Origin of the sequence: Microbacterium sp. UBA3486 (assembly GCF_002377845.1) — a bacterium.
Classification (GTDB): Bacteria; Actinomycetota; Actinomycetes; order Actinomycetales; family Microbacteriaceae; genus Microbacterium; species Microbacterium maritypicum_A.
In genome coordinates this window covers 1-20,808 of the sequence record NZ_DFQP01000089.1, presented here as the reverse complement: position 1 = coordinate 20,808, position 20,808 = coordinate 1, and the positions used below count along the sequence as shown (strand labels likewise).

General features: G+C 69.6%; 19 protein-coding genes and 1 tRNA gene. 15 read left to right on the top strand and 5 right to left on the bottom strand.

Going from position 1 to position 20,808, the window contains the following annotated elements; genetic code table 11:
• The first annotated feature begins 194 nt into the window (after nt 1-194).
• From B2869_RS14280 to B2869_RS14265, 4 genes are all read left to right on the top strand, one after another.
• A complete protein-coding gene (locus B2869_RS14280; RefSeq protein ID WP_292767932.1) occupies nt 195-848 on the top strand; it encodes a DsbA family protein in 654 nt (217 codons plus the stop codon).
• Nucleotides 849-938: 90 nt separating this feature from the next.
• Entirely contained in the window at nt 939-1,751 is an 813-nt protein-coding gene (locus tag B2869_RS14275) for a tyrosine-protein phosphatase (RefSeq protein WP_292767929.1), read from the top strand.
• Nucleotides 1,752-1,796: 45 nt separating this feature from the next.
• Entirely contained in the window at nt 1,797-3,872 is a 2,076-nt protein-coding gene (locus B2869_RS14270) for a bifunctional lysylphosphatidylglycerol flippase/synthetase MprF (RefSeq protein WP_292767926.1), read from the top strand.
• 96 nt (nt 3,873-3,968) lie between these two features.
• Entirely contained in the window at nt 3,969-4,784 is an 816-nt protein-coding gene (locus B2869_RS14265) for a nucleotidyltransferase domain-containing protein (RefSeq protein ID WP_292767923.1), read from the top strand.
• 3 nt (nt 4,785-4,787) lie between these two features.
• On the opposite strand, the gene tet(42) is transcribed toward B2869_RS14265, so the two are convergent.
• Nucleotides 4,788-6,074, bottom strand: coding sequence for a tetracycline efflux MFS transporter Tet(42) (gene tet(42) / locus B2869_RS14260; RefSeq protein ID WP_021201151.1), 1,287 nt, complete (start codon nt 6,072-6,074; stop codon nt 4,788-4,790).
• 70 nt (nt 6,075-6,144) lie between these two features.
• On the opposite strand from tet(42), the gene B2869_RS14255 reads away from it, so the two are divergent.
• Entirely contained in the window at nt 6,145-6,750 is a 606-nt protein-coding gene (locus tag B2869_RS14255) for a TetR/AcrR family transcriptional regulator (RefSeq protein WP_029267425.1), read from the top strand.
• A gap of 15 nt (nt 6,751-6,765) precedes the next feature.
• Here the strand turns inward: B2869_RS14255 and arfB are convergent, their stop codons facing one another.
• Nucleotides 6,766-7,206, bottom strand: a complete 441-nt coding sequence (gene arfB / locus B2869_RS14250; protein ID WP_292767918.1) for an alternative ribosome rescue aminoacyl-tRNA hydrolase ArfB — start codon at nt 7,204-7,206, stop codon at nt 6,766-6,768.
• 109 nt (nt 7,207-7,315) lie between these two features.
• On the opposite strand from arfB, the gene B2869_RS14245 reads away from it, so the two are divergent.
• The 8 genes from B2869_RS14245 to B2869_RS14210 all read left to right on the top strand — a co-directional run bounded on the left by B2869_RS14245 (nt 7,316) and on the right by B2869_RS14210 (nt 16,712).
• On the top strand, nt 7,316-8,158 hold the full coding sequence (locus B2869_RS14245) for a helix-turn-helix transcriptional regulator (protein WP_292767915.1): 843 nt from the start codon (nt 7,316-7,318) through the stop codon (nt 8,156-8,158).
• 185 nt (nt 8,159-8,343) lie between these two features.
• A complete protein-coding gene (locus B2869_RS14240) occupies nt 8,344-9,405 on the top strand; it encodes an iron-siderophore ABC transporter substrate-binding protein (RefSeq protein WP_292767913.1) in 1,062 nt (353 codons plus the stop codon).
• Between the two features lie 8 nt (nt 9,406-9,413).
• The gene (locus tag B2869_RS14235) at nt 9,414-10,487 is read left to right on the top strand and encodes a FecCD family ABC transporter permease (RefSeq protein ID WP_292767910.1); all 1,074 of its coding nucleotides are present in this window, start codon (nt 9,414-9,416) and stop codon (nt 10,485-10,487) included.
• Nucleotides 10,484-11,587, top strand: coding sequence for a FecCD family ABC transporter permease (locus B2869_RS14230; RefSeq protein WP_292767907.1), 1,104 nt, complete (start codon nt 10,484-10,486; stop codon nt 11,585-11,587). Before B2869_RS14235 ends, B2869_RS14230 begins: the two co-directional genes overlap by 4 nt.
• An 11-nt stretch (nt 11,588-11,598) precedes the next feature.
• Nucleotides 11,599-12,387: an ABC transporter ATP-binding protein gene (locus tag B2869_RS14225; RefSeq protein WP_292767904.1), complete on the top strand. Its 789-nt coding sequence runs from the start codon at nt 11,599-11,601 to the stop codon at nt 12,385-12,387.
• Nucleotides 12,384-14,021, top strand: a complete 1,638-nt coding sequence (locus tag B2869_RS14220; RefSeq protein WP_292767901.1) for an ABC transporter transmembrane domain-containing protein — start codon at nt 12,384-12,386, stop codon at nt 14,019-14,021. The genes B2869_RS14225 and B2869_RS14220 overlap by 4 nt, the downstream gene beginning before the upstream one ends.
• Nucleotides 14,014-15,825: an ABC transporter ATP-binding protein gene (locus B2869_RS14215; protein WP_292767899.1), complete on the top strand. Its 1,812-nt coding sequence runs from the start codon at nt 14,014-14,016 to the stop codon at nt 15,823-15,825. The genes B2869_RS14220 and B2869_RS14215 overlap by 8 nt, the downstream gene beginning before the upstream one ends.
• Nucleotides 15,822-16,712: a siderophore-interacting protein gene (locus B2869_RS14210; protein ID WP_292767897.1), complete on the top strand. Its 891-nt coding sequence runs from the start codon at nt 15,822-15,824 to the stop codon at nt 16,710-16,712. The genes B2869_RS14215 and B2869_RS14210 overlap by 4 nt, the downstream gene beginning before the upstream one ends.
• A 109-nt stretch (nt 16,713-16,821) precedes the next feature.
• On the opposite strand, the gene B2869_RS14205 is transcribed toward B2869_RS14210, so the two are convergent.
• A tRNA-Met gene (locus B2869_RS14205) sits at nt 16,822-16,897 on the bottom strand.
• Nucleotides 16,898-16,984: 87 nt separating this feature from the next.
• A complete protein-coding gene (locus tag B2869_RS14200; RefSeq protein ID WP_292767894.1) occupies nt 16,985-17,971 on the bottom strand; it encodes a helix-turn-helix transcriptional regulator in 987 nt (328 codons plus the stop codon).
• 63 nt (nt 17,972-18,034) lie between these two features.
• Between B2869_RS14200 and B2869_RS14195 the strand changes: the two genes are divergently transcribed.
• Nucleotides 18,035-19,087, top strand: a complete 1,053-nt coding sequence (locus B2869_RS14195; protein WP_292767891.1) for an ABC transporter ATP-binding protein — start codon at nt 18,035-18,037, stop codon at nt 19,085-19,087.
• The gene (locus B2869_RS14190; protein ID WP_292767887.1) at nt 19,084-19,863 is read left to right on the top strand and encodes an ABC transporter permease; all 780 of its coding nucleotides are present in this window, start codon (nt 19,084-19,086) and stop codon (nt 19,861-19,863) included. The genes B2869_RS14195 and B2869_RS14190 overlap by 4 nt, the downstream gene beginning before the upstream one ends.
• A 134-nt stretch (nt 19,864-19,997) precedes the next feature.
• Here the strand turns inward: B2869_RS14190 and B2869_RS14185 are convergent.
• Nucleotides 19,998-20,808: DUF6716 putative glycosyltransferase (locus B2869_RS14185; RefSeq protein ID WP_318391125.1), on the bottom strand; the 811-nt coding region annotated here is incomplete at its 5' end.

Sequence of the window (20,808 nt, the reverse complement as noted above, 5' to 3'; positions counted from 1 at the left end):
CGCCGGGGGCACCCGGCCGCTCGGCACCCGCGCCCCGCGCACGGTGTCGCCGAGTCGCGCGGGTCCGCGCGCCTTCGTCCCCGCCCTGACTCTCACGCAGCTCTCCATCTCCCGCACCTGACCCGCCGACGCGCGCATCGAGCCGCCCGAAAGCGGCACCCTTCCCTCGTCGTACCCGTGTGTCTGGAGACCCCATGAAGAACTCTGTCAAAGCGACCCTGATCGCCATCGCCGTCGCCATCGTCCTGCTGATCGCCGGAATCGTCTTCGCGATCAGCCAACAGCAACCCGCCGCGCCCGCGGAGGGCGGAGAGCCGCAGCAGACCGTCCGCACCGATTCCCATGTGCTCGACGACGGGGGCGAGGGCGCCGTGACCGTGGTCGAGTTCCTCGACTTCGAGTGCGAGGCGTGCGGGGCGTTCTACCCCGTCGTCGAAGACCTCAGGGAGAAGTACGACGGCAAGATCACGTATGTCGTCCGCTACTTCCCCCTGCCCGGGCACATCAACTCCACGCAGGCCGCGCTGGCCGCCGAGGCCGCCGGGCAGCAGGACCGCTTCGAGGACATGTACCGCCGTCTGTTCGAGACGCAGGCGCAGTGGGGCGAGCAGCCCGAGGAGACCCCCGAGGTGTTCCGCGGGTTCGCCCAGGATCTCGGGCTCGACATGGGCGCGTACGATGCCGCGATCGCCGACCCGGCCACCGCGGAGCGCGTGCAGTCCGACAAGGCCGACGGCGAGAAGCTCGGGGTGAACAGCACGCCGACGTTCTTCATCGACGGCGAGAAGATCGTGTTGCAGGAGTGGGATGACCTCGAGCAGGCCATCGAGAAGGCCGTGAACGGCTGACGTGGAAAGGCGGATCGCGCGCCTTCCGTGTCGAAGCCGCGCGGTCCCGCCGCACCGATATTCTGGCCGCATACCCAGGAGAGGGCCAGAATGACCATCGACATCACGACCGCCTTGCAGACGACCCACAACGCCCGCGAACTCGCCGGGATCCCGACCTCGGGCGGCGGCACGCTCGCCTCCGGTCTGCTCTTCCGATCAGACGCGCTCGCCGCGCTGACCGACGAGGGGATGCAGGCGCTGGCCGACCTCCGCATCGGCACCGTGATCGATCTGCGCACCGAGGGCGAACGTGCACGCGCCGCGGATCGCCTGCCCGACGACGGCAGCGTGACGCTCCTGACTCTGCCCATGCAGGGCGGCGCGATGGACGAGATGGTGAAGCAGCTGCTCCCTGCAGCCGGCGGAGGGGGACTCTCGGTGACCCAGGTCGCCGAGGTGCTGAAGCAGGTGCCGACGTTGGAGGAGCTGTACGTCTCGATCCTGGCGGCCAGCGCCACCCCGTTCGCGACCATCGCGCGGACAGTGCTCGAAGCCTCGCGCACCGAACGACCCGGCGTGCTGTTCCACTGCACTGCGGGCAAGGACCGCACGGGGCTCGCCGCCGCGATCCTGCTGCTCGTCGCCGAAGCACCTCGCGAGGCGATCGTCGAGGACTACACGCAGACGGAGAAGAATCTGGCGCGGGGTTTCGCCGAAGCCCTCACCGCACTGATCACCTCACTCGGCGTCCCCCTCACCCCGGCGCTGAAGACGCTCGCGACCGAGGCTCCGGCATCCGCCATCGAGGCCGCGATGGACTGGATCGACGACAACCACGGCGACGTCGCGGGCTACCTGCGGAGCGGCGGTCTGACCGACGACGAGATCGCCGACCTTCGTCGAGTGCTTCGCGGGGAGTAGGAGTGCCCGTGCCCGTGCAGACGCAGCCCTCGCTACGCTGAGCGCATGACAGAGGAGCACTCCCCCTCTCCCCATCCGGTGATGGCCGTCGTCCGTCGCATTCCGGCGACGCTGACGATGGTGCTGCTGATCATCGCGGTGGGGGTCGTCTGGAGCGGCCTCTGGGCGCCGTTCGAGGACACCGCACTCTTCCAGACAGTCGCCTACGGGCTCCCGAACCTCGCCGACGGCAAGTGGTGGACGCCCCTGACCGGCACGTTCTTCGTGAACCAGCCCTGGGTGTACCTGTTCACGATCGCAGGCTTCTGGGGTATGGGTTTCCTGGAGTTCCGTCGCGGATCGCGCGTGGCGCTCGCCTACTACTGGCTCGGTCAGCTGTTCGCGATCTTCGCCACCGCCCTGCTGCTGTACGTGCTCTCGCAGTTCCCGTGGGCGTGGGCGGCAGAGCAGGCCCAGGCGCTCGACGTGGGAGCATCGGGCGGCACCATGGCGTGCATCGCCGCCGCGGTCGGCCTGTTCCGTCCGCCGTGGCGGGTGCGCGGCTGGCTCATCCTGCTCGGCTTCGTGTTCATCGCGATGCTCTTCTGGGGCAAGGTCGCCGACCTCGAGCACCTGCTCGCGGTGCTGCTGATCCTCGTCGTCGACCGATCGCTGCGGGTGCGGCACACGACGGTCCGCGAGCAGCGGCTGATCGCCGTGGTGGCGATCCTCGTCCTGGGCGCCGTCGAGATCATCACGACCTTCCTGCCCACGGACGGACCCTTCGGGCCGACCGATCCCGCGTCGGGAGGATTCATCGACCTCGCGATCGACCTCGTCGTGATCCTCGTGCTCGTGAACGGGCTCCGTCGCGGGCGGCGCTTCGCGTGGGTGCTCGCGATCCTGCTCGGCCTGTTCAACGTCTCGGGCGCCGCGCTGGTGCTCACCCTCATCATCATCACGAGCCAGGCGGAGCTCGATCTGCGCTGGGACGGTGAGACCGAGCTCGCGATGGCCAACGGCTTCCTGTGGCTCATCATGCTGGTGTACCTGGTGTGGGTGCGACGCGCGTTCCGAGCCAAGCGCCGCGCCAAACTGGGCATCCAGCCCGCTCCGAACGTCGATGACATGAAGCGCGAGCTGCGCACTCATGGCGGCGGAACGCTCTCGTGGATGACCACCTGGGAGGGCAACAGCTATGCCCGGGTGGCCGGCGGCATCGTCGCGTACCAGCGTCGCAACGGCGTCGCCCTGGCCCTGGCCGACCCGATCGGCCCTGCGGAGACACGCGCAGAAGCCGTGAACGATTTCATCCACGCCGTGGAGCTCGCCGGCCTCGTTCCCTGCTTCTTCAGTGCGGATGAGGCCACGCGGGCGGCCGTCCCCTCGACCTGGCGCAGCATCGTCGTGGCCGACGACACGATCGTCGACCTGCCGGGGCTGGAGTTCACGGGCAAGCGCTGGAACTCGGTGCGCACCTCACTGAACAAGGCCGGTCGCGAGGAGATGACCTTCCGCATGACGCACCTCAAAGCGGAGCCGTGGGGTGTGCAGCAGCAGCTCAGAGCGATCTCGGAGGCCTGGGTCGGAGACAAGGACCTGCCCGAGATGCGCTTCACGCTCGGCACCCTCGACGAGGCCGAGGATCCGGAGGTGCGGCTCGCCCTGGCGCTCGCTCCGAACGGCGACGTCGACGGTTTCCTCTCCTGGCTGCCGGTGTACGGCGACGACGGTGCGGTGCGGGGCTGGACCCTCGACCTCATGCGTCGCCGCGAAGGCGGTTTCGGGCCCGTCATGGAGTATCTGATCGGCTCCTCGGCCAAGCAGTTCGCCGAGGAGGGCGCGCAGATCATGTCGCTCTCCGGCGCGCCCCTCGCCCACGACTACCCGCCGGATGCCGGGATGATCGCCGCTCTCAGCGACCGGCTGGCCGATGCGCTGGAACCGGTGTACGGCTTCGGGTCGCTGCATCGGTTCAAGCAGAAGTTCCACCCCCGTTACGAGACCATGTATCTCCTCTTCCGCGACGAGAGCGACCTCACCCGCATCGGTGGAGCACTCACGCGGGCGTTCCTGCCGGATGCGACGCTGCGCCAGTTCGCGGGTGCCGGGCTCGAACTCGTGCGGGGCGGGAAGGACTGACGGAGCCCACGCCGTCCGAGAACGCGTCGGGTGGGTCGATCTCCGGATGGCGTCTGTTCTCCGACGGCGTGAGACCACGTGAGTACGATCGGTGTCGTGCTCGATGAAGACCGCCTCCGCTCGATGGCCGACGAACTGAGCCGGGTTCCCGGCGTGCGTGCCGTCGCATTGGGCGGCAGTCGCGCCCGCGGGACGCACCGACCCGACTCCGACATCGATCTGGGGCTCTACGTGGACTCGGATGTCGACCGCGCCGGTATCGCGCGCGTGGCGAGCGGGTGGACGGGCGAACCCGTCGAGGTCGCCGAGCGCGGCGGATGGGGACCCTGGGTCGACGGCGGCGCCTGGCTGATCGTCGACGGCGTGCCGGTCGACCTCATCCTCCGCGACGTCACCCGCGTCGGAGAGCAATGCGCTCGCGCCGTCCGCGGCGAGTTCGCCTTCCACACCCAACCGGGTCACCCCCTCGGCTTCCTCGATGTCGCCTATGCGGGCGAGGTGGCCACCAGCGTGCCGCTTCGCGATCCGGAGGGACTCCTGGTCGGTCTGGCACGGAGCGTCACCCCCTATCCCGCGGCGCTGCGCGAGGCGTTCCTCACGAGCCTCTGGCAGGTCGACTTCCTGCTGAACGCGGCGGTGAAGGGCGCGAAGGCGGGAGACGTCGCATACGTCTCCCTCTGCGGAACCACGACGGCCATGCTGACCGCGCACGCCTGGCACGCCGCCGCCGGGAACTGGGTGACGAACGAGAAGGGGCTGGTGCCGAACGTGGCACGCCTCCCGATCGACTCGGCGGGATTCAGCGCGTCGGCGGCACTGGCACTCGGGAATCTCGGCACGACGCCGGAGGAGTTGCTCGCCTCGATCACGCTGCTGCGGGAGCTGCCGCGTCCGGCAGCTCCCGCAACCTGATGCTCAGCCGACGGTCTCGACGGCTTCGACCGGAGGCGCTCCCACACCATCGGTGACCGGGCGCTTCGCGGTGTTCGCGATGTGTGCGCGGCTGACGACGATCACGGCGACGATCATGAGTGCGACCCCGAGCCAGTACGGGGCGGCGTGGCTGACCAGCGCGTAGAGCGCCCCCGCGATGAGCGGGGCGGCCGTGCCCATGGCCGCATTCAGTGACTGCGTCGCTCCGCCGAGCCAGCCCTGCTCGTCGTCGCCCACCGCGTTCGACATGGCACCGTCCATCGCCGCCTGGGATGCCCCCTGGCCGGCAGCGAGCATGAGCGCACCGACGATGAACACCCACGGCTGGGCGAAGATCGACGCGACGATGGCGAGCGCCGCGAGACCGACCATCTGCGCGACGATGCCGCTGATGATCACACCGCGCTCACCGATGCGCGGGAGCAGGATGCCGAGCAGCACACCCTGGATGAGGATGTCGATGATGCCGACGGCCGCGGTCAGGAGTCCGATCTGCGTCGGCCCCCACTGGATGGAGTCCAGCGCGAGGACGCTGAAGTTGTTCACGAAGAAGCCGAACGGCAGGGCGAGCAGACCGAAGCCGATCATCAGTCCGCGCAGCTCCTTGCGGCCGAACGCCTCCTTGAAGACCGCGAACGGCTGCACGTCACGCAGCCGGATGGCGCTGATGCGATTGCCGGGCTTGAGGCTCTCCGGAAGCAGGAAGATGCTGAGGATCGCGATCGTGAGGGCGACGGCGGAGGTGAGGAAGACGGGGAGCTGAATGCTCACCGCGGCGAGCAGACCGCCGATCCCCGGGCCGACCATGGTGCCGATTCCCGTGAGAGCGCCGAGGAGACCGAAGCGCTTCGCCCGCTGTTCCGGCGGGGTGATGTCGGCGAGGTAGGCGAAGAGGGCGGGGAGATCTCCCGCGGTCAGGCCTTGGATCATGCGCGCGAGCACGAGGACCCAGATCGCACCGCCGATGCCGAACAGCGCCATCGAGAATGCGGCGCCGAACGCGGCGACGATGATGACGGGTCGACGACCGAAGCGGTCGGAGAGCCGGCCGAGGAAGGGGGCGACCAGGAAGGCGCAGAGGCCGTTGACGGCCTCGAGCACGCCCACCCAGATGGCGAGGTCGCTCTCGTGCGAGACGTATTGCAGCACGACGAAGGGCAGGACGGGAAGGACGACCGTCATACCTATGACGGTGAGCATCGTGAGCACGATGAGCATGATCCACGCGCGGTTCTGATCCCGTCGCGTGAGGACGTTGGGTGAAGTCATACCGAAAGTGTACCGATACCAGTTTTGGTGTCAAGCCAGGTTTGTAGTCGGTCCACGATAGACTGCGGTCATGACGAACTCAGAGCCCCTCGGACGCCGCGAGCGCAAGAAGGCCGCGACCCGCAAGGCGATCTCCGACGTCGCGACGATGATGTTCCTCGAGCGCGGCTTCGACAACGTCAGCATCCGCGAGGTCGCCGATGCGGCGGACGTCTCCCCTACGACCGTGTTCGCGCATTTCCCGCAGAAGGAGGCTCTCGTCTTCGACGAGGACGACGAACAGCGCGACCGTCTGGTCTCGGCCGTGCGCGACCGGCCCGCCGGACGCACGATCAACCGCGCGATCCACGACTTCTTCGCCGCCGAGATCAGGGCGAACTTCGACGAGCACGGTGATGACGTCACCCGCGTGTTCATGCGCTTCCTCAACGAGACACCCGCCCTGCGCGACTATGCCGCGAAGATGTGGCTCCGACACGAGGATGCCCTCGCCGCGGCCATCGCCGACGAGCTCGGGCTCGCCGAGCCGGTCGCCGAGATCCGCGTCTACGCCCGATTCGTCCTGCAGATGCAACTGCTCATCAACGACAGCGAAGATCCACTCGAGACGGTGGACGCGGGATTCCGGGTGCTCGCGAGTGGCTGGGACCCTGTCGAAGAGCGTCTCGCCAGGTGATTCTCCGGCGCCGGGTCAGTCGTCGCGAGGGCGTCGTCGCAGACTCTTGACGTCGGTGCGCCGCTGCTTGGCCTTCAGCCGGCGCTCCTTCGACCCCCGACTCGGCTTCGTCGGCCGTCGCGGTGGTGCCGGCGGGCGCAGAGCCTCTGCGACGAGGGCGACGAGCCGCTCCCGCGCCGCATCCCTGTTGCGCAACTGGGCACGGTGCTCGGACGCGGCGATCGTCAGCACTCCATCGACCAGGCGACCACTCAGTCGGTCGAGCAGCCTCTCGCGCTGATGCAGTGAGAGCACCGCGGAGTTCGCCGCATCCCAGACGAGTTCAGCGCGGGAATCCGCGGTGTTGACGCCCTGTCCCCCCGGCCCGGATGACCGCGAGAAGCGCCACGACAACTCGGCCTCGGGGATCGTGAGACCCGACGAGACCCGCAGACCGGGGCGATGGGCGGAAGGCATGTGTCCATCATCGGGCCTCGCGGGGCCATCGCGCCTCACCCGGATAGCATGGCGATGGCGGCAGGACCTGTTTTCCCGAGCAGTCGGCGCCGCCTCACGCGGAGCACGAATGAACTCATACCGGCAGGACGACTGGGCAGCGAGCCCGTCGTATCCGTCGACCGTGAACGAGCCGTATCTGATGGGCACCGGCGTCGTCACCGCCGAGGACACCGGCACCCGCCCGCTCTCCCCTCCGCACAGCCACGCCGACCCGATGCTGGCCTGGTGCTATCGCGGCACGGTGTGGGTGCACCTGCAGGACGCACGGTGGCGCCTCGCTCCCGGTCAGGGCGTGTGGATCCCCGCACACACCCCGCACACGGCCCATCACGAACCCGACTCGACCGGCTGCTACACGTACATCCCCGACTCATCGCTGATCGCCCCGATCGACGACATCACACGGGTGCTGGTACCGCGCGCGGTGCAGGAGATGCTGCTCCACCTCGGCATCAACGACATGCCCACCGACCTGCGCGTGCGCATCCAGTCGGTGCTCATCGAGATGCTGCAGCAGCCGCTTCCCGAGGCCGCGAGCGAATGGGGCGAGGTGCCGATGCCTGCGGATGAGCGGGTCGCCCCGCTCGTGCAGGCCGTTCTCGCCGACCCCGGCGACCCCCGCAGTGCGATCGAGCTGTTCCTCGCGCACGGGCTCCACGAGCGTACGGTCCTGCGCATCTTCCAGAACGACGTCGGCATGAGCTTCGGGCGGTGGCGCACCGGCGTGCGGATGACCCTCGGGGCGCGTCTGATCGTCGACGGCACTCCGATCGGTGCGGCCGCGCACCGCTGCGGCTACGCCACGACGAGCGCCTTCTCCGCCGCGTTCAAGGAGCGCTTCGGGCTCACCCCCCGGCAGCACGTGGCGCGCGTGCAGGCCGACGCGGCGCACCAGCTGTACTGGCGGTGACCTCGCCCGGCGCTGAACGCGCAACGGCAAATCCGACCCCCTTTGTCGGTTCCGCGATACAAGTCGTCGCTCCCGCAACACTGAGCACTGCATCCGCGTTCTAGCATCGTTCTGTTAGGGCATGCTTACCTAACTTCTCGCCGCGTCGACGCGGCAACACCCTCCCCCCTTCCCGAAGGAGAACCATGTCGCACCCTTCCGCGCGCCCGAAGATCCGCCGAGGCTCGGCCCTCGTCGCCGCAGCCGTCGCCGCCGCCCTCACCCTCGCCGGGTGCTCGTCCACCCCCGAAGAATCGAGTTCCGCCTCCACCGCAACGGACGGCGTGGTCATCGAGCACGGCCACGGCAAGACCGTGATCCCCGAGAAGCCGCAGCGCATCGTCACCCTCGGCTGGATGACGGCCGACATCGTCGCCGCCCTCGGCACCAATCCCGTCGGCATGGAGGAGGTCTGGGGCGCAGGCGAGAGCGGCTACCAGCCCTGGTTCGAGGACTATGTCACCGAGGAGTACGGCGAGACCCCCGAGATCATCCCCTTCCTCGAGGACGGCCCCAACTACGAGGCCATCAAGGAGCTCAAGCCCGACCTGATCCTGAGCCTCTACTCCGGCGTCTCCGACATCGAGTACGAGCGCCTGACCGAGATCGCCCCGACCGTCCCCTACATCGAAGGCCCCTGGAACCCGGGGACCTGGGAGGACATGACCCGCACGGTCGGCAAGGCACTGTCCGAAGAGGACAAGGCCGATGAGCTGATCGCCGAGACCGAGAAGCAGATCACCACCCTGGCCGGCGAGCACCCCGAGTTCGAGGACAAGACCTTCGTCTGGGGTCTGACCCTGAACGAGGGCGGCACCGACCTCGGCGTCTACCTCGAGTACGACCCCCGCGTGCGCATCACCGAGGCCCTCGGATTCACCTCGACCCCGGCGATGGACAGCTTCCTCAAGACCGCGGAGGGCGACAACTGGTACACCGGCGTCAGCCTCGAGAACCTCTACGACGTGGAGGCCGATCTGTTCGCGGCCTGGGGCGGCAGCGCCGACGAGGGCACGTACACGGTCGAGAACAAGGTCGTGTCGCGCTGGAACCCGATCGCCAACGGCTCGTACGTGATCTACGCCGACGACGCCGAGGCCTCGGCCATCAGCGCGCCCACCGTGCTCTCGCTGAAGTACATCCTGCCGACGTACGTCGACGACCTCGCCGGGGCACTCCAGGGCGAGCCCACCATCACCGGCAAGTGATCCGAGAGATGTCCCTGGCGACGGATGACGGCACGGACGTCTCGAACACGGGTGCGGGGAGTCGTGCAGTCGACTCCCCGCACCGTAACGGGACGCTCGTGGCGGGACTGGTCATCTCGGTCGTGGTGCTGGCCATCGCCGCCATCGCCTCGCTCGCCGTCGGTGCCCGCGCGATCGACCCCGTCACCGTGCTGCAGTCCCTCTTCTCCTACGACAACGAGAACCCGCTGCACCTCATGGTCATGGAGCTGCGTGTGCCGCGCACCCTGCTCGGCATCGTCGTGGGTGCCGCTCTCGCGGTGTGCGGCGGCCTGATCCAGGCCTTCACCCGCAACCCGCTGGCCGACCCCGGCATCCTCGGTGTGAACGCCGGTGCATCCTTCGCCGTCACGTTCGCCGTCGGTGTGCTCGGCCTCACCGCCCCCGGCGCCTACGTGCCCTTCGCCCTCGGCGGAGCCTTCGTCCTCACCATGCTCGTCTACATACTGGGCTCGTTCGGAGCCTCGGGGGCGACCCCCATGAAGCTCACCCTCGCCGGCGTCGCCCTCGGCGCGGCCTTCACCGGCTTCACCACCGCGATCGTGCTGCGCGCCCACAGCACCCTGCAGGTGATGCGGTTCTGGGGCGTCGGCTCGATCGGTGGACGCACCCTCGACCAGCTCGCCTGGGCCGTGCCTCTGATCGTCGCCGGTCTCCTGATCGGACTCCTGTGCGCGCGCTCCCTGAACGCCCTGGCCCTCGGCGACGACCTGGCGCAGGCCCTCGGTGCACGCGTGCGCGTGACTCGCATCCTCGTCATCATCGCCGTCACCCTGCTGGCCGGAACCAGCGTCGCCGCCGCCGGACCCATCGCCTTCGTCGGGCTCATGATCCCGCACATCGTCCGCTGGTTCACCGGCCCCGACCAGCGCTGGGTGCTCGGGTACTCGATGATCATCGGCCCCGCCTTCCTGCTGTTCGCCGACATCCTCGGCCGCATCGTGCTCCCGAACGGGGAGATGCGCGTCGGCATCGTCACGGCCCTCCTCGGAGCCCCGATCCTGATCATGCTCGTGCGTCGCAAGCGGGTGAGCGGCCTGTGAGCATCGACCAGAAGCCCGTCGCTGCACCCCACGCAGACGCCGCGCCTGCCGCGTTCGTGCCGGTCGATCACGGACGCCGCCTGTTCCGGATCGAGACCGCGCGGATCGCCGCGCTCATCCCGGTGCGATCCGTCATCGTCAGCCTCCTGCTGGTCGTCGTGATCATCGGCGCGGGCCTGTTCTCCATGACTCTCGGCGCCTACGAGGTCGACTTCGCGGCCGTCATCCGAGCGATCTTCGACCCCGCATCCGACCCCGACATCCGCCAGGTGGTGTTCGAATGGCGCCTGCCGCGCGTGCTCTTCGCCGTGCTGTGCGGAGCAGCCCTCGCGCTCGCCGGCGGCATCTTCCAGTCCCTCACCCGCAATCCGCTCGGCTCCCCCGACATCATCGGCTTCGGCATCGGCGCACAGTTCGGTGTGACGCTGGTCATGATCGTCTTCGAGCTGAACACCTACATGTTCAAGGCGGCGGGTGCGCTCGTCGGAGGCCTGTTCACCGCGCTGCTCGTCTACGTGCTCGCCAGCAAGAACACGATGTCGTCGTTCCGGCTCATCATCGTCGGCATCGGCGTCTCGGCGGGACTCGGATCCCTCACCTCGTGGATCCTGATCTCGGTCAGCGTCGAGAAGGCCATGATGGCGGCGACCTGGGGTGCGGGCTCGATCGCCTCGCTCGGCTTCGACCAGCTGATCCCGGCGGCGATCGTGTTCGCGATCGTGACCCTGCTCTCCCTCCCCCTCGCCCGCACGCTTCCCGTGCTCGAGATGGGCGACGACGCGGCGACCGCCCTCGGCATCAGTCCCGGTCGCACCCGTCTCGCAGCGATGGTGTTCGGCGTCGCCCTGGTCGCGCTGGTGACCGCCGCGGCCGGCCCCATCTCCTTCATCGCCCTCGCGGCCCCGCAGATCTCGCAGCGCCTCACCCGCTCGAACACCCCGATGGGCACGGTGCCCGTGATGCTGACCGGCGCCGCTCTCGTCGTGGTGTCGGACGCCGTGGCCCAGCTCGTCGCTGTGCCGGTCGGCGTCGTGACGGTGTCGGTCGGCGGCCTCTATCTCGCCTGGCTGCTCGCTGCCCAGTACGCGCGCCGCACCTGAAAGGAACACCCATGACCGCTTCGCTGCGGGCCCGCGACATCACGCTGGGCTACGGGGACACCCCGATCATCTCCGACCTCACTCTCGAGGTTCCCGACAACTCGTTCACGATCATCATCGGACCCAACGCGTGCGGCAAGTCGACCCTGCTGCGCGGATTCGCCCGGCTGCTGCGCCCGACCACCGGCGCCGTGCTGCTCGACGGCGACGAACTGCGTTCGCTCAAGCCGAAAGAAGTCGCCCGCAAGCTGGGACTGCTTCCGCAGTCGTCCATCGCCCCCGACGGCATCACGGTCGCTGATCTCGTCGGGCGCGGACGCTTCCCGCACCAGAGCGCCATGCGCACCTGGAGCAGCGCCGACGAGCGCGCCGTGTCCGAGGCGATGGCCGCGACCGGGGTCACCGATCTGTCGCGGCGCCTGGTCGACGAGCTCTCCGGCGGTCAGCGGCAGCGCGTCTGGGTGGCCATGGCCCTCGCCCAGCAGACCACGCATCTGCTGCTCGACGAACCGACGACCTTCCTCGACATCGCGCACCAGATCGACCTGATGGAGCTGTTCGCCGACCTGCACCGCAGCGGCACCACGCTCGTCGCCGTGCTGCACGACCTCAACCATGCGGCCCGTTACGCGACGCACCTCGTGGCGATGCGCGACGGGGCCATCGTGGCGCAGGGCGATCCGCGCGAGATCATCACCGCAGAGCTCGTACACGCCGTGTACGACCTGCCGTGCAAGGTGATCACCGACCCGGTCTCGGGAACGCCGCTGGTCCTCCCGCTCGGCCGGCGGACACCGTGACGGCCACTCCCCGCACGCTCTTCGGGATCGCACTGAAGTCGGAGGGGCGAGGGATCGCCCTCGCCGGGGCGACCGCACTGCTCATCGTGCACGCGCTCGCCGAGGCGACGATCCCCGTGATCATCGGCGCGACGATCGACCGCGCCGTGCTCCCCGCCGACCCCGCAGCTCTCGCGCTCTGGCTCGGCGTGCTGGTCGGCACGTTCCTCGTCCTGACCCTGAGCTACCAGTCGGCGTCCCGCCTCATGGTGTCGATCTACGGCTACGGCGAGCAGGCGCTGCGCCACCTCACACTCTCCCGGATGCTGCGACCGCGGCTCTCCCGCCGCACGGTGACCCCCGGTGAGGCCCTCACATTCGTCGCGTCCGACACCTACCGGGTCGCCGGGGTCGCCTGGTCGGTCGCGCAGCAGTGCTCCACGATCGCCGCGATCATCGGAGCCGGACTCGCGATGCTCGTGATCTCGCCCGTCGCGACCATCGTGGTGTTCGGTTCGACCATCGCGATGATGTTCGTGATGCAGGTCGTGTCGCGCCCGCTGGAACGCCGTGGCCTCATCGAGCAGCAGGCGGCGACAGAGGCCGGGGCGGTCGCCGCCGACTTCATGAGCGGATTCCGGGTGCTCGTGGGAATCGGCGCCCGCGAGGAGGCCGTGCGCCGCTACATCGCCGCAAGCGACACCTCTCGGCGGGCGGCGACCGCGGCAGGTCGCTCCCTCGCGTCATACGAGGCGGTGAGCGGCACGCTGGCGGCGATCGCGACCACCGCACTGGCAGGTATGTCGGCCTGGTTCGCCTCCGAGGGCCGCATCAGCATCGGCGAGCTGGTCACGGTGCTCGGGCTCGCTCAGTTCATCAGCGGCTACCTCGCGTATGCGGGCTCCTTCCCCTCGAACTGGATCCACAAGCTCGCCTCGGCCAAGCGGCTCGCCGAGGTGATCGACGCGGACGACCTGCTCGATGCGCCCGTCGCGGCGGCCACCCCGGCTCGAGCGGCGGAGGACGTCGTCCTGACCTTCCGCGCGGGATCCGCCTCCTCGCCCGTCGAGGTGCACGAGGGTGAACTGCTCGGCATCCGTCCCGCCGACAGCGACACGGCCCGCGACCTCTCGCGTCTGCTCGGTCTGCGCACCCGACCCGACCGCGGCCGGGTCGCGCTCGCGATCGACGGCGAATTGCACGACCTGACCGACCTGGACCCGGTGGAGTATCGGCGCCGGGTCGTCGCCCCTCCGCACGGGCAGACGATCGTCAGCGGCTCCCTGCGCGAGGCCGTGCGCGGTCACGGCGTGGAGGACCAGCCGCACGCGCCCTTCATCGAGATGGCGGCGCTGCACGACACCGTGGTGCAGGTCGGAGGGTGGGAGTCACAGGTAGGAGAGGCCGGGCGGCGCCTCTCGGGCGGACAGCGCCAGCGCATCGGCATCGCCCGAGCCCTGCACGCGGAGGCCGACGTGCTCGTGCTCGACGAGCCCACCTCGGCCGTCGACGCCATCACAGAGGCGCACATCGCCCGCGCCCTTGCAGAGCACACCGAGACCGTGATCGTGATCACCACCTCTCCGGTGCTGCTCGGGGCGTGCGACCGGGTCGTCGAGCTTCCCTCCGAACGATCGGATACACGCCATGAGTGACTCGACCTCGACCGCCGCGCTGCTCCCGATCGCCTCCGGCTCCCGTGTGCGGGCCGTCGTGGGTGGGTTGCTGCGACAGCATCCCGGTCGTACCGCCGCTGTCGCCACGCTGTTCCTCGCGGCATCCGCTCTCGGGATCGTGATGCCCGCGTGCCTGGGGCGCATCGTCGATGCCGTGTCGTCCGACGCGGGCTTCGCGACCATCGCCGGCTGGGTCGCCGGGGCGGGTCTGGGCGCCATCGGTGCCGCTGTGGTGATGCTGTGGGCTGTGAGGGTGCTCACCGGCTTGGTGCAGGACATGCTCGCGAGCCTGCGTGAAGACGTGTTCGCCTCGGCGATGCGGCTGCCCGTCAGCGCGGTCGACGACGGCGAGAGCGCCGACCTGCTCTCCCGCGTGACCGGTGACGTCGATGCCGTTGCCGAAGCCGGAGGGAACGTCGCTCCGACCCTGCTGTCCGCGGGGTTCGCGATCGGCGTCTCGGTGGTCACGCTGACCGTTCTGGATCCCTGGCTGGCACTCGCGGGCCTCGCCTCCGCGCCGTTCTACATCCTCGGTACGCGCGCTTTTCTGCGGAAGTCCCGCGTGGTGTTCCGCGAGGTACGGGTGCGCGAGGCCGCGCGCAGCCAGGCCGTGCTCGACGCGGTGGAGGGCATCGAGACCCTCACCGCGTTCAACGAGCAGGAGCCCGCTCTCGAGCGGGTGCGCGAGCGCGCGGTGGCGTCGATCCACATGCAGATCGAGGGCGTGTGGGTGACGAATCGCCTGTTCCGCTGGATCAACGGCGGTGAGCTCGTCGGGCTGGCCGCGATCCTCGGCGCCGGATTCCTGCTGCAGTCCGCCGGCGCTGTCACGGTAGGCGCGGTCACCACTGCTGCGCTGCTGTTCCATCGCCTGTTCGGCCCGGTCGGACAGCTGATCTTCGGACTCGACGACATCCAGCGGGCAGCCATCGGTCTCGCGCGACTCGTCGGAGTCATCGATCTCGCGCCTGCGCCGGCCGCCAAGAGCCCGGAGACGGAAGCTGCACCACCGGTATCCGCGGGCATCGAGGTGCGGGACGTGACGTTCCACTACCCCACCACCGGCCGGGGGATCAGCGGCGTGAACCTGCGGGTCGACCACGGCACCACGGCGGCGCTGGTGGGCACCTCGGGGTCGGGCAAGAGCACGCTGGCGCGCGTCATCGCCGGGCATCACCCGCCGACGTCGGGAAGCGTGCACCTGGCATCCCGCACAGACGCCCCGTACTACCTGTCGCAGGAGCTGCACCACTTCCGGGGCAGCATCGCCGACAACCTGCGCCTCGTCGCCCCCGAAGCGAGCGGCGAGGAGATGGTGGCGGCGCTGCGGGCGGTCGGGGCGCAGTGGGCGGTCGAGGCCTTGATCCGCGAGAGCGAGGGCGCTTCCACAGACGCTGTCGCGCCCATGGACGAGGGACGCATCCAACAGCTCGCGGTCGCGCGGGCTTTCCTCGCCGACCCGGATGTGGTGATCCTCGACGAGGCCACCGCCGATGTCGGGCTCCAGCACCGGGACGCCGTGGAAGAGGCGATCGCCGCACTGCGCAAGGGACGGACCGCTCTGCTCATCGCGCACCGGCTGCAGCAGGCCGTCACCGCGGAGCAGATCGTGGTGTTCGCCGATGGCAGGGCGACCCAGCGCGGCACCCACGAGGAGCTCCTCGCGACCGACGGCCCCTACCGCGACTCCTGGCTCGCCCAGACCCGCAGCACATCCCACCCGGCCCCCACCGACCCATCCCCCACCGAAGAGATTCGCCCTACAGAGACGGAGACTCCGTGAGCATCCACCGCGGCATCGTCAGCAGCACGACCACCCTCACCCCGACCCTGGTCCGCGTCACGCTCGGCGGCGAGGGCGTCGCCGACTTCCTCAGCACCGGCATCGGCGACGAATACGTGCGGGTGTTCTTCCCGCACGGCGACGACCCGAAGGAGGTGTCGCTGCCGGTGCCGGCGGGCGACTGGTGGGAGACGCCGGAGGGGGCGCCCGAGGCCCCGATGCGCACGTACACCATCAGCGGCGTGCGCCCGGACGCCGGTGAACTCGACATCGACTTCGTGATCCACGAGGCAGGTGTCGCGGGCCCCTGGGCCGCGCGGGCGGAGCCGGGCCACGTGCTCGGGTTCAACTCCCCGACGGGCCTGTACTCGCCGCCGGAGGGCATCACGTGGCAGGTGCTCGTCGCCGACCTCACCGGGCTTCCGGCCGTGGCGCGCATCATCGCCGAGGCCCCGGAGGGCGTGCGCACGCGGGTCGTGCTCGAAGTGCCGAGCGAGGCGGACCGCGTCGCACTCGAGGTGGGCGCCGACGTCGAGGTCACCTGGGTGGTCGGCGGCAACGGCCACGGTCCCAGTGCGCTCGGTCCGCTCGTGCGCGGCATCGTCGACGACCGGCTTCCGCTCGACGAAGGCTATGTCTGGGTGGCCGGTGAGACCGTGGCGCTGCGCGACGTGCGCAAGTACCTGCGCAAGGAACTCGGCCTGCCCGCGACCCGCTTCAAGGTCGTCGGCTACTGGACGCCCGTCGCTGCCTGGGACGAGAGGTTCGCCGCCCTGCCCGAGTCGGTGCAGAAGGAACTGGATGCGATCTGGGCCGAGTCCGACGGCGATGAGCCGGAAGACGTGCAGGTGCGCTTCGAGGAGCGGCTGGACCAGTTGGGGTTGTGAGGCGGAACCCCACCCGGGGACCCCCGCCGTGTTCCGGTCGCAGTTCCTGCCGTTCTGCGTGCGTCGAGGCGGCAGCAACTGCGACCGGAACGGGTGAGATGGCTTCAAGTGGACGCGACGGCGGGAGTCGAACCCGCAACGCCTTCAGGTATGAACTGAGGCCCGGGACCGCCCGGATCGCCGCGATGGGACTGACGTTACCCGGCCGTGATCTTCCCCGCCAGGATGGTTGCCTGGGATAACCCTATGAGTCTGCGGATGACGCCTCTTCGTCACTCGGCGTCATCCGGCTCCGGGGCGTCGAGGGCGCGCAGAAGTCGTGCGACCGCCTCGCGCAGCTCGCTGCGGTGCGGCTCCGACAGGGCGACCGTGTACTCGATGCCCTCCGGGATCCAGAGCAGTCCGTACATCGCCTCACGCCAATCGGAGCCACCGACCGGCCAGCGCGTGTGCTCTTCCCCCACGGGCGTCGCCCCCTCCGACCACGGGCCGAACTGTTCCTGCATCTCGGCGAGCGGCAGCTCCATCACGGCGGCCGCCTCGACCTTCTGCGGCGACCACGACGAGGCGACGAGCACGCGCTCCTCGATCTCGTCCTCCGTGATCTCGCGACGCGTGAACAGCACCCGCGTGTGCTCGACCGCGGCGATGCGGTCGACGCGGAACGTGCGCCAGTCGTCCCGATCGAGGTCCCGGCACAACAGGAACCACTTGCGACCGGCCGGGGCCAGGGCATGCGGCTCGACGCGGCGCACGCTCTCGCGCCCTTCCCCGTCGACGTACCGCAGGCGCAGCCGCTCGGTGTCGCGGGTGGCGAGCGCGATCTCCCCCAGCACCTCGGGTGAGACCACCGGCCCTCCTCCGATGCGCGGAGCCTGCACCGATGCGGCGAGCGCGTTCACCCGTTGCCGCAGCGCCGACGGGAGCACCTGTTCCAGCTTGGCGAGCGCCGTGAGCGTCACGTCGGGCCCGCCGACCAGCTGCTGCGTGGCGGCGACGCGGAGTCCGATCGCCATGGTCACCGCCTCGTCGTCGTTGAGCAGCAGCGGAGGCACGGCGCTCCCCGCCTCCAACCGGTATCCGCCGGCGGCGCCGGGCGTCGACTCGACCCGATAGCCGAGTTCGCGCAGCCGATCGACGTCGCGGCGCACGGTGCGCTCGGTCACTCCCAGCCGGGCGGCGAGTTCCGTCCCCGGCCAGTGCCGGTGCGTCTGCAGCAGGTTGAGCAGAGCGAGGGCACGGGAGGTGGTGTCGGTCATGCGTCTCAGATTGTCAGAATATGCGGACACGATCTGTCCGCATTGGTTCTTACGCTCGCTCCCATGAACGAATCCCTCATCGAGACCGAAGGCCTGACCAAGGTCTTCACCGTCAAGAAGACGCCGGTGCATGCCGTGACCGACGTCTCCTTCACAGCCGTGCGCGGCGAGCTCGTCGCCTTCCTCGGTCCCAACGGCGCCGGCAAGTCGACGACTCTGCGTATGCTGACCACCCTCATCCCGCCCACCTCCGGCCATGCGCGGGTCGTCGGGCACGACATCCGCACCGACGCGGCGGGGGTACGCGCACGCATCGGGTACGTCGGGCAGCTCACGAGCGGCAGCTTCTCGCAGCGCGTACGCGACGAGCTGCTCAGCCAGGGCGCCTTCTACGGCATGTCGCGTCGGGACAGCGCCCGGCGAGCGGACGAGCTCATCGACTCCCTCGATCTCACGTCCTTCGCGACCCGCAGTGTGCAGCAGCTCAGCGGCGGACAGAAGCGCCGACTCGACATCGCGCTCGGACTCATGCACGCGCCGCCGCTGATCTTCCTCGACGAGCCCTCCACCGGGCTCGACCCGCAGAGCCGGGCGAACCTGTGGGAGCACATCCTGGATCTGCGCACGCAGCACGGCACGACCGTCTTCCTCACCACGCACTATCTGGAAGAGGCCGACCGCTACGCCGAGCGGGTGATGGTGATGGACAAGGGCCGGATCATCGCCGACGACGACGCCGCCTCACTCAAGGCGACCCTTGCCGGTGACGTGCTCACCTTCGGGTTCGCGGATGCCGCCGAAGCGGCGAGCGCCCGCGTCGTGGTCGCCCGTCTCAGCGGCGCCGAGGTCGCCGTCGATGACGCCTCGGTCTCGGTCGCGGTGCAGGACGGCGATCGACTGCTGCCCGTGATCGTGCGCGAGCTCGACGCCGCGGGCATCCTCGTTCGTCGTGCCACGGGTGTTCCGCCCACGCTCGACGACGTCTTCCTCGCCCTCACCGGGCGCACGTTGCGCGAAGCCGGAGAAGGCGCGGATGCCACGGGCGAAGCATCCGCTCCCGGCGCCCCCGAGAACAGCCCCGCCTCCGAGAACAGCACGACAGGAGTCCTCTCATGACCGTCAATGACACCCTCGTGCGCCCGAACCTCGCGCGCGACACCCGGAACGTGCTGACGCGCGAACTCAAGCCCGTGCTCCGCGACCCGTTCACGCTGATCTTCAGCCTGCTGCAGCCGCTCATCTTCCTCGGACTGTTCGCGCCCCTGCTGATCGGCGACTCCGGACAGCCGGCCGGTGAGACGCTGGCGTGGTTCGTGCCGGGCGTGCTGGTGATGATCGTGCTGTTCGGCACCGGGTCGACCGGGTCGAACCTGCAGTACGAGATGATGACCGGATCGCACGAGCGCACTCTGGTCGCCCCGCTCGCCCGGTCCTCGCTACTGGTCGGACGCGCCCTCAAGGAGATCGCACCGATCGTCGTGCAGGCTCTGGTGATCGTGCTGATCGCCTGGCCGTTCGGATTCGCGGCCGACATCCCCGGTCTGCTCATCGGCCTGGCACTGCTTGCCATGTTCGGAGTGGGTCTCGGCTCGCTGTCGTACTCGCTGGCTCTCGCGACGAAGGATCGGGAGTGGCTGTTCTGGGGTGTGCAGCAGTCGCTGATCTTCCCGCTGCTGATCCTCTCCGGCATGCTGCTGCCCCTGGACGCGGCACCCGACTGGATGCGGGTCGTCGCCTCGGTCAACCCGGTCAACTGGGTCGTCCAGGCCGAGCGTGCCCTGTTCGCGGGAGACCTCGGCGATGTCACCGTGTTGTGGGGCTGGGTCTCGGCGCTCGCCGTCGCGGTCGTCGGACTGATCGTCGGAGTGCGCGCGATCCGTCGCAGCAACTGACCGCGCCCGATGGTGCGCCGCTGCGGGCATGCCGAAACCCAGACGCAGTGGCGCATCATCCGCGCGTCGTGGCGCGACACCCCGACGGTGGAACGAAGCGTCTGGGTTTCGGCAGCGCCGAGGAGCGCGCTCGCTCAGCGCCGGAGGGAGTCGTCGAACGGGTTCGGCTCCAACGTGTAGTCGGTCGACGCGTCCGCCCAGGTTCCCCCGTCGACGGGCAGTCGGCGTCCGCGCACCGCGGCCAGCGCTCGGGTCGCCGGCGCGCCCATGGCCAGCGCCACCGTCCCTCGTATCGTGCGATCCTCCGCGCCGAGCACACTCGCCCGATGCCAGGCCTCGTGCAGTGATCCGCCGCGGGCCGACGGCACCCGCCGCGCCGGCAGTGCCCCGGAACGCCGCAGCGCCACGAGCTGCTCGACCCGTTCCCACCACGTCGACTCGCCATCGGGGTGGAAGTAGTTGTCGCGCAGCCAGTCAGGGTGCGGATGCCGGAAGCGCCCCGCCACGACCTCGCTGCGACCGCCGAGCAGCCCGCTTCCCACGAACACCGTGTTCAGCAGGTTCTTGCTCACCCCGAACGCGTCGAGGGCGATCACGGGCACACCGAGAGCCGCGGCCTCGATCGCGGCGGTGGAGCTCACCGTGACGAGGCCCGCGGCCGTCTCGAGCGCGGTGCTCATCGAGTCGTAGGAGAAGACGAGGTTCGGCGGCAGGCGCGACGGCAGCAGCCCCGCATACGGTTCGCGCTCGAGGTGGGTCTCCGACTCCCCCGGCCGCGAACGCAGCTTCACCACCACACGGCGACCCGGCTCGGCCTCGGCCGCCCGCACGAGCATGGCCGCGATCTCGGCCCGCTGGTCTTTCGCGAGCGGAACGAGGGCCTGCGCGGCGAAGACGACGTCGGTCGCCGGTGGCTTGACCGGGGCAGGCCGCGGAGGGCGCTCG

Bases quoted from the DNA above. Each gene is read 5' to 3' on its own strand.
- B2869_RS14255 (WP_029267425.1), top strand. From the start codon at position 6,145: ATGACGAACTCAGAGCCCCTCGGACGCCGCGAGCGCAAGAAGGCCGCG.
- B2869_RS14215 (WP_292767899.1), top strand. From the start codon at position 14,014: ATGAGTGACTCGACCTCGACCGCCGCGCTGCTCCCGATCGCCTCCGGC.
- B2869_RS14240 (WP_292767913.1), top strand. From the start codon at position 8,344: ATGTCGCACCCTTCCGCGCGCCCGAAGATCCGCCGAGGCTCGGCCCTC.
- B2869_RS14280 (WP_292767932.1), top strand. From the start codon at position 195: ATGAAGAACTCTGTCAAAGCGACCCTGATCGCCATCGCCGTCGCCATC.
- arfB (WP_292767918.1), bottom strand. From the start codon at position 7,206: ATGCCTTCCGCCCATCGCCCCGGTCTGCGGGTCTCGTCGGGTCTCACG.
- B2869_RS14235 (WP_292767910.1), top strand. From the start codon at position 9,414: ATGTCCCTGGCGACGGATGACGGCACGGACGTCTCGAACACGGGTGCG.
- B2869_RS14275 (WP_292767929.1), top strand. From the start codon at position 939: ATGACCATCGACATCACGACCGCCTTGCAGACGACCCACAACGCCCGC.
- B2869_RS14245 (WP_292767915.1), top strand. From the start codon at position 7,316: ATGAACTCATACCGGCAGGACGACTGGGCAGCGAGCCCGTCGTATCCG.
- B2869_RS14270 (WP_292767926.1), top strand. From the start codon at position 1,797: ATGACAGAGGAGCACTCCCCCTCTCCCCATCCGGTGATGGCCGTCGTC.
- B2869_RS14195 (WP_292767891.1), top strand. From the start codon at position 18,035: ATGAACGAATCCCTCATCGAGACCGAAGGCCTGACCAAGGTCTTCACC.
- B2869_RS14200 (WP_292767894.1), bottom strand. From the start codon at position 17,971: ATGACCGACACCACCTCCCGTGCCCTCGCTCTGCTCAACCTGCTGCAG.
- B2869_RS14190 (WP_292767887.1), top strand. From the start codon at position 19,084: ATGACCGTCAATGACACCCTCGTGCGCCCGAACCTCGCGCGCGACACC.
- B2869_RS14225 (WP_292767904.1), top strand. From the start codon at position 11,599: ATGACCGCTTCGCTGCGGGCCCGCGACATCACGCTGGGCTACGGGGAC.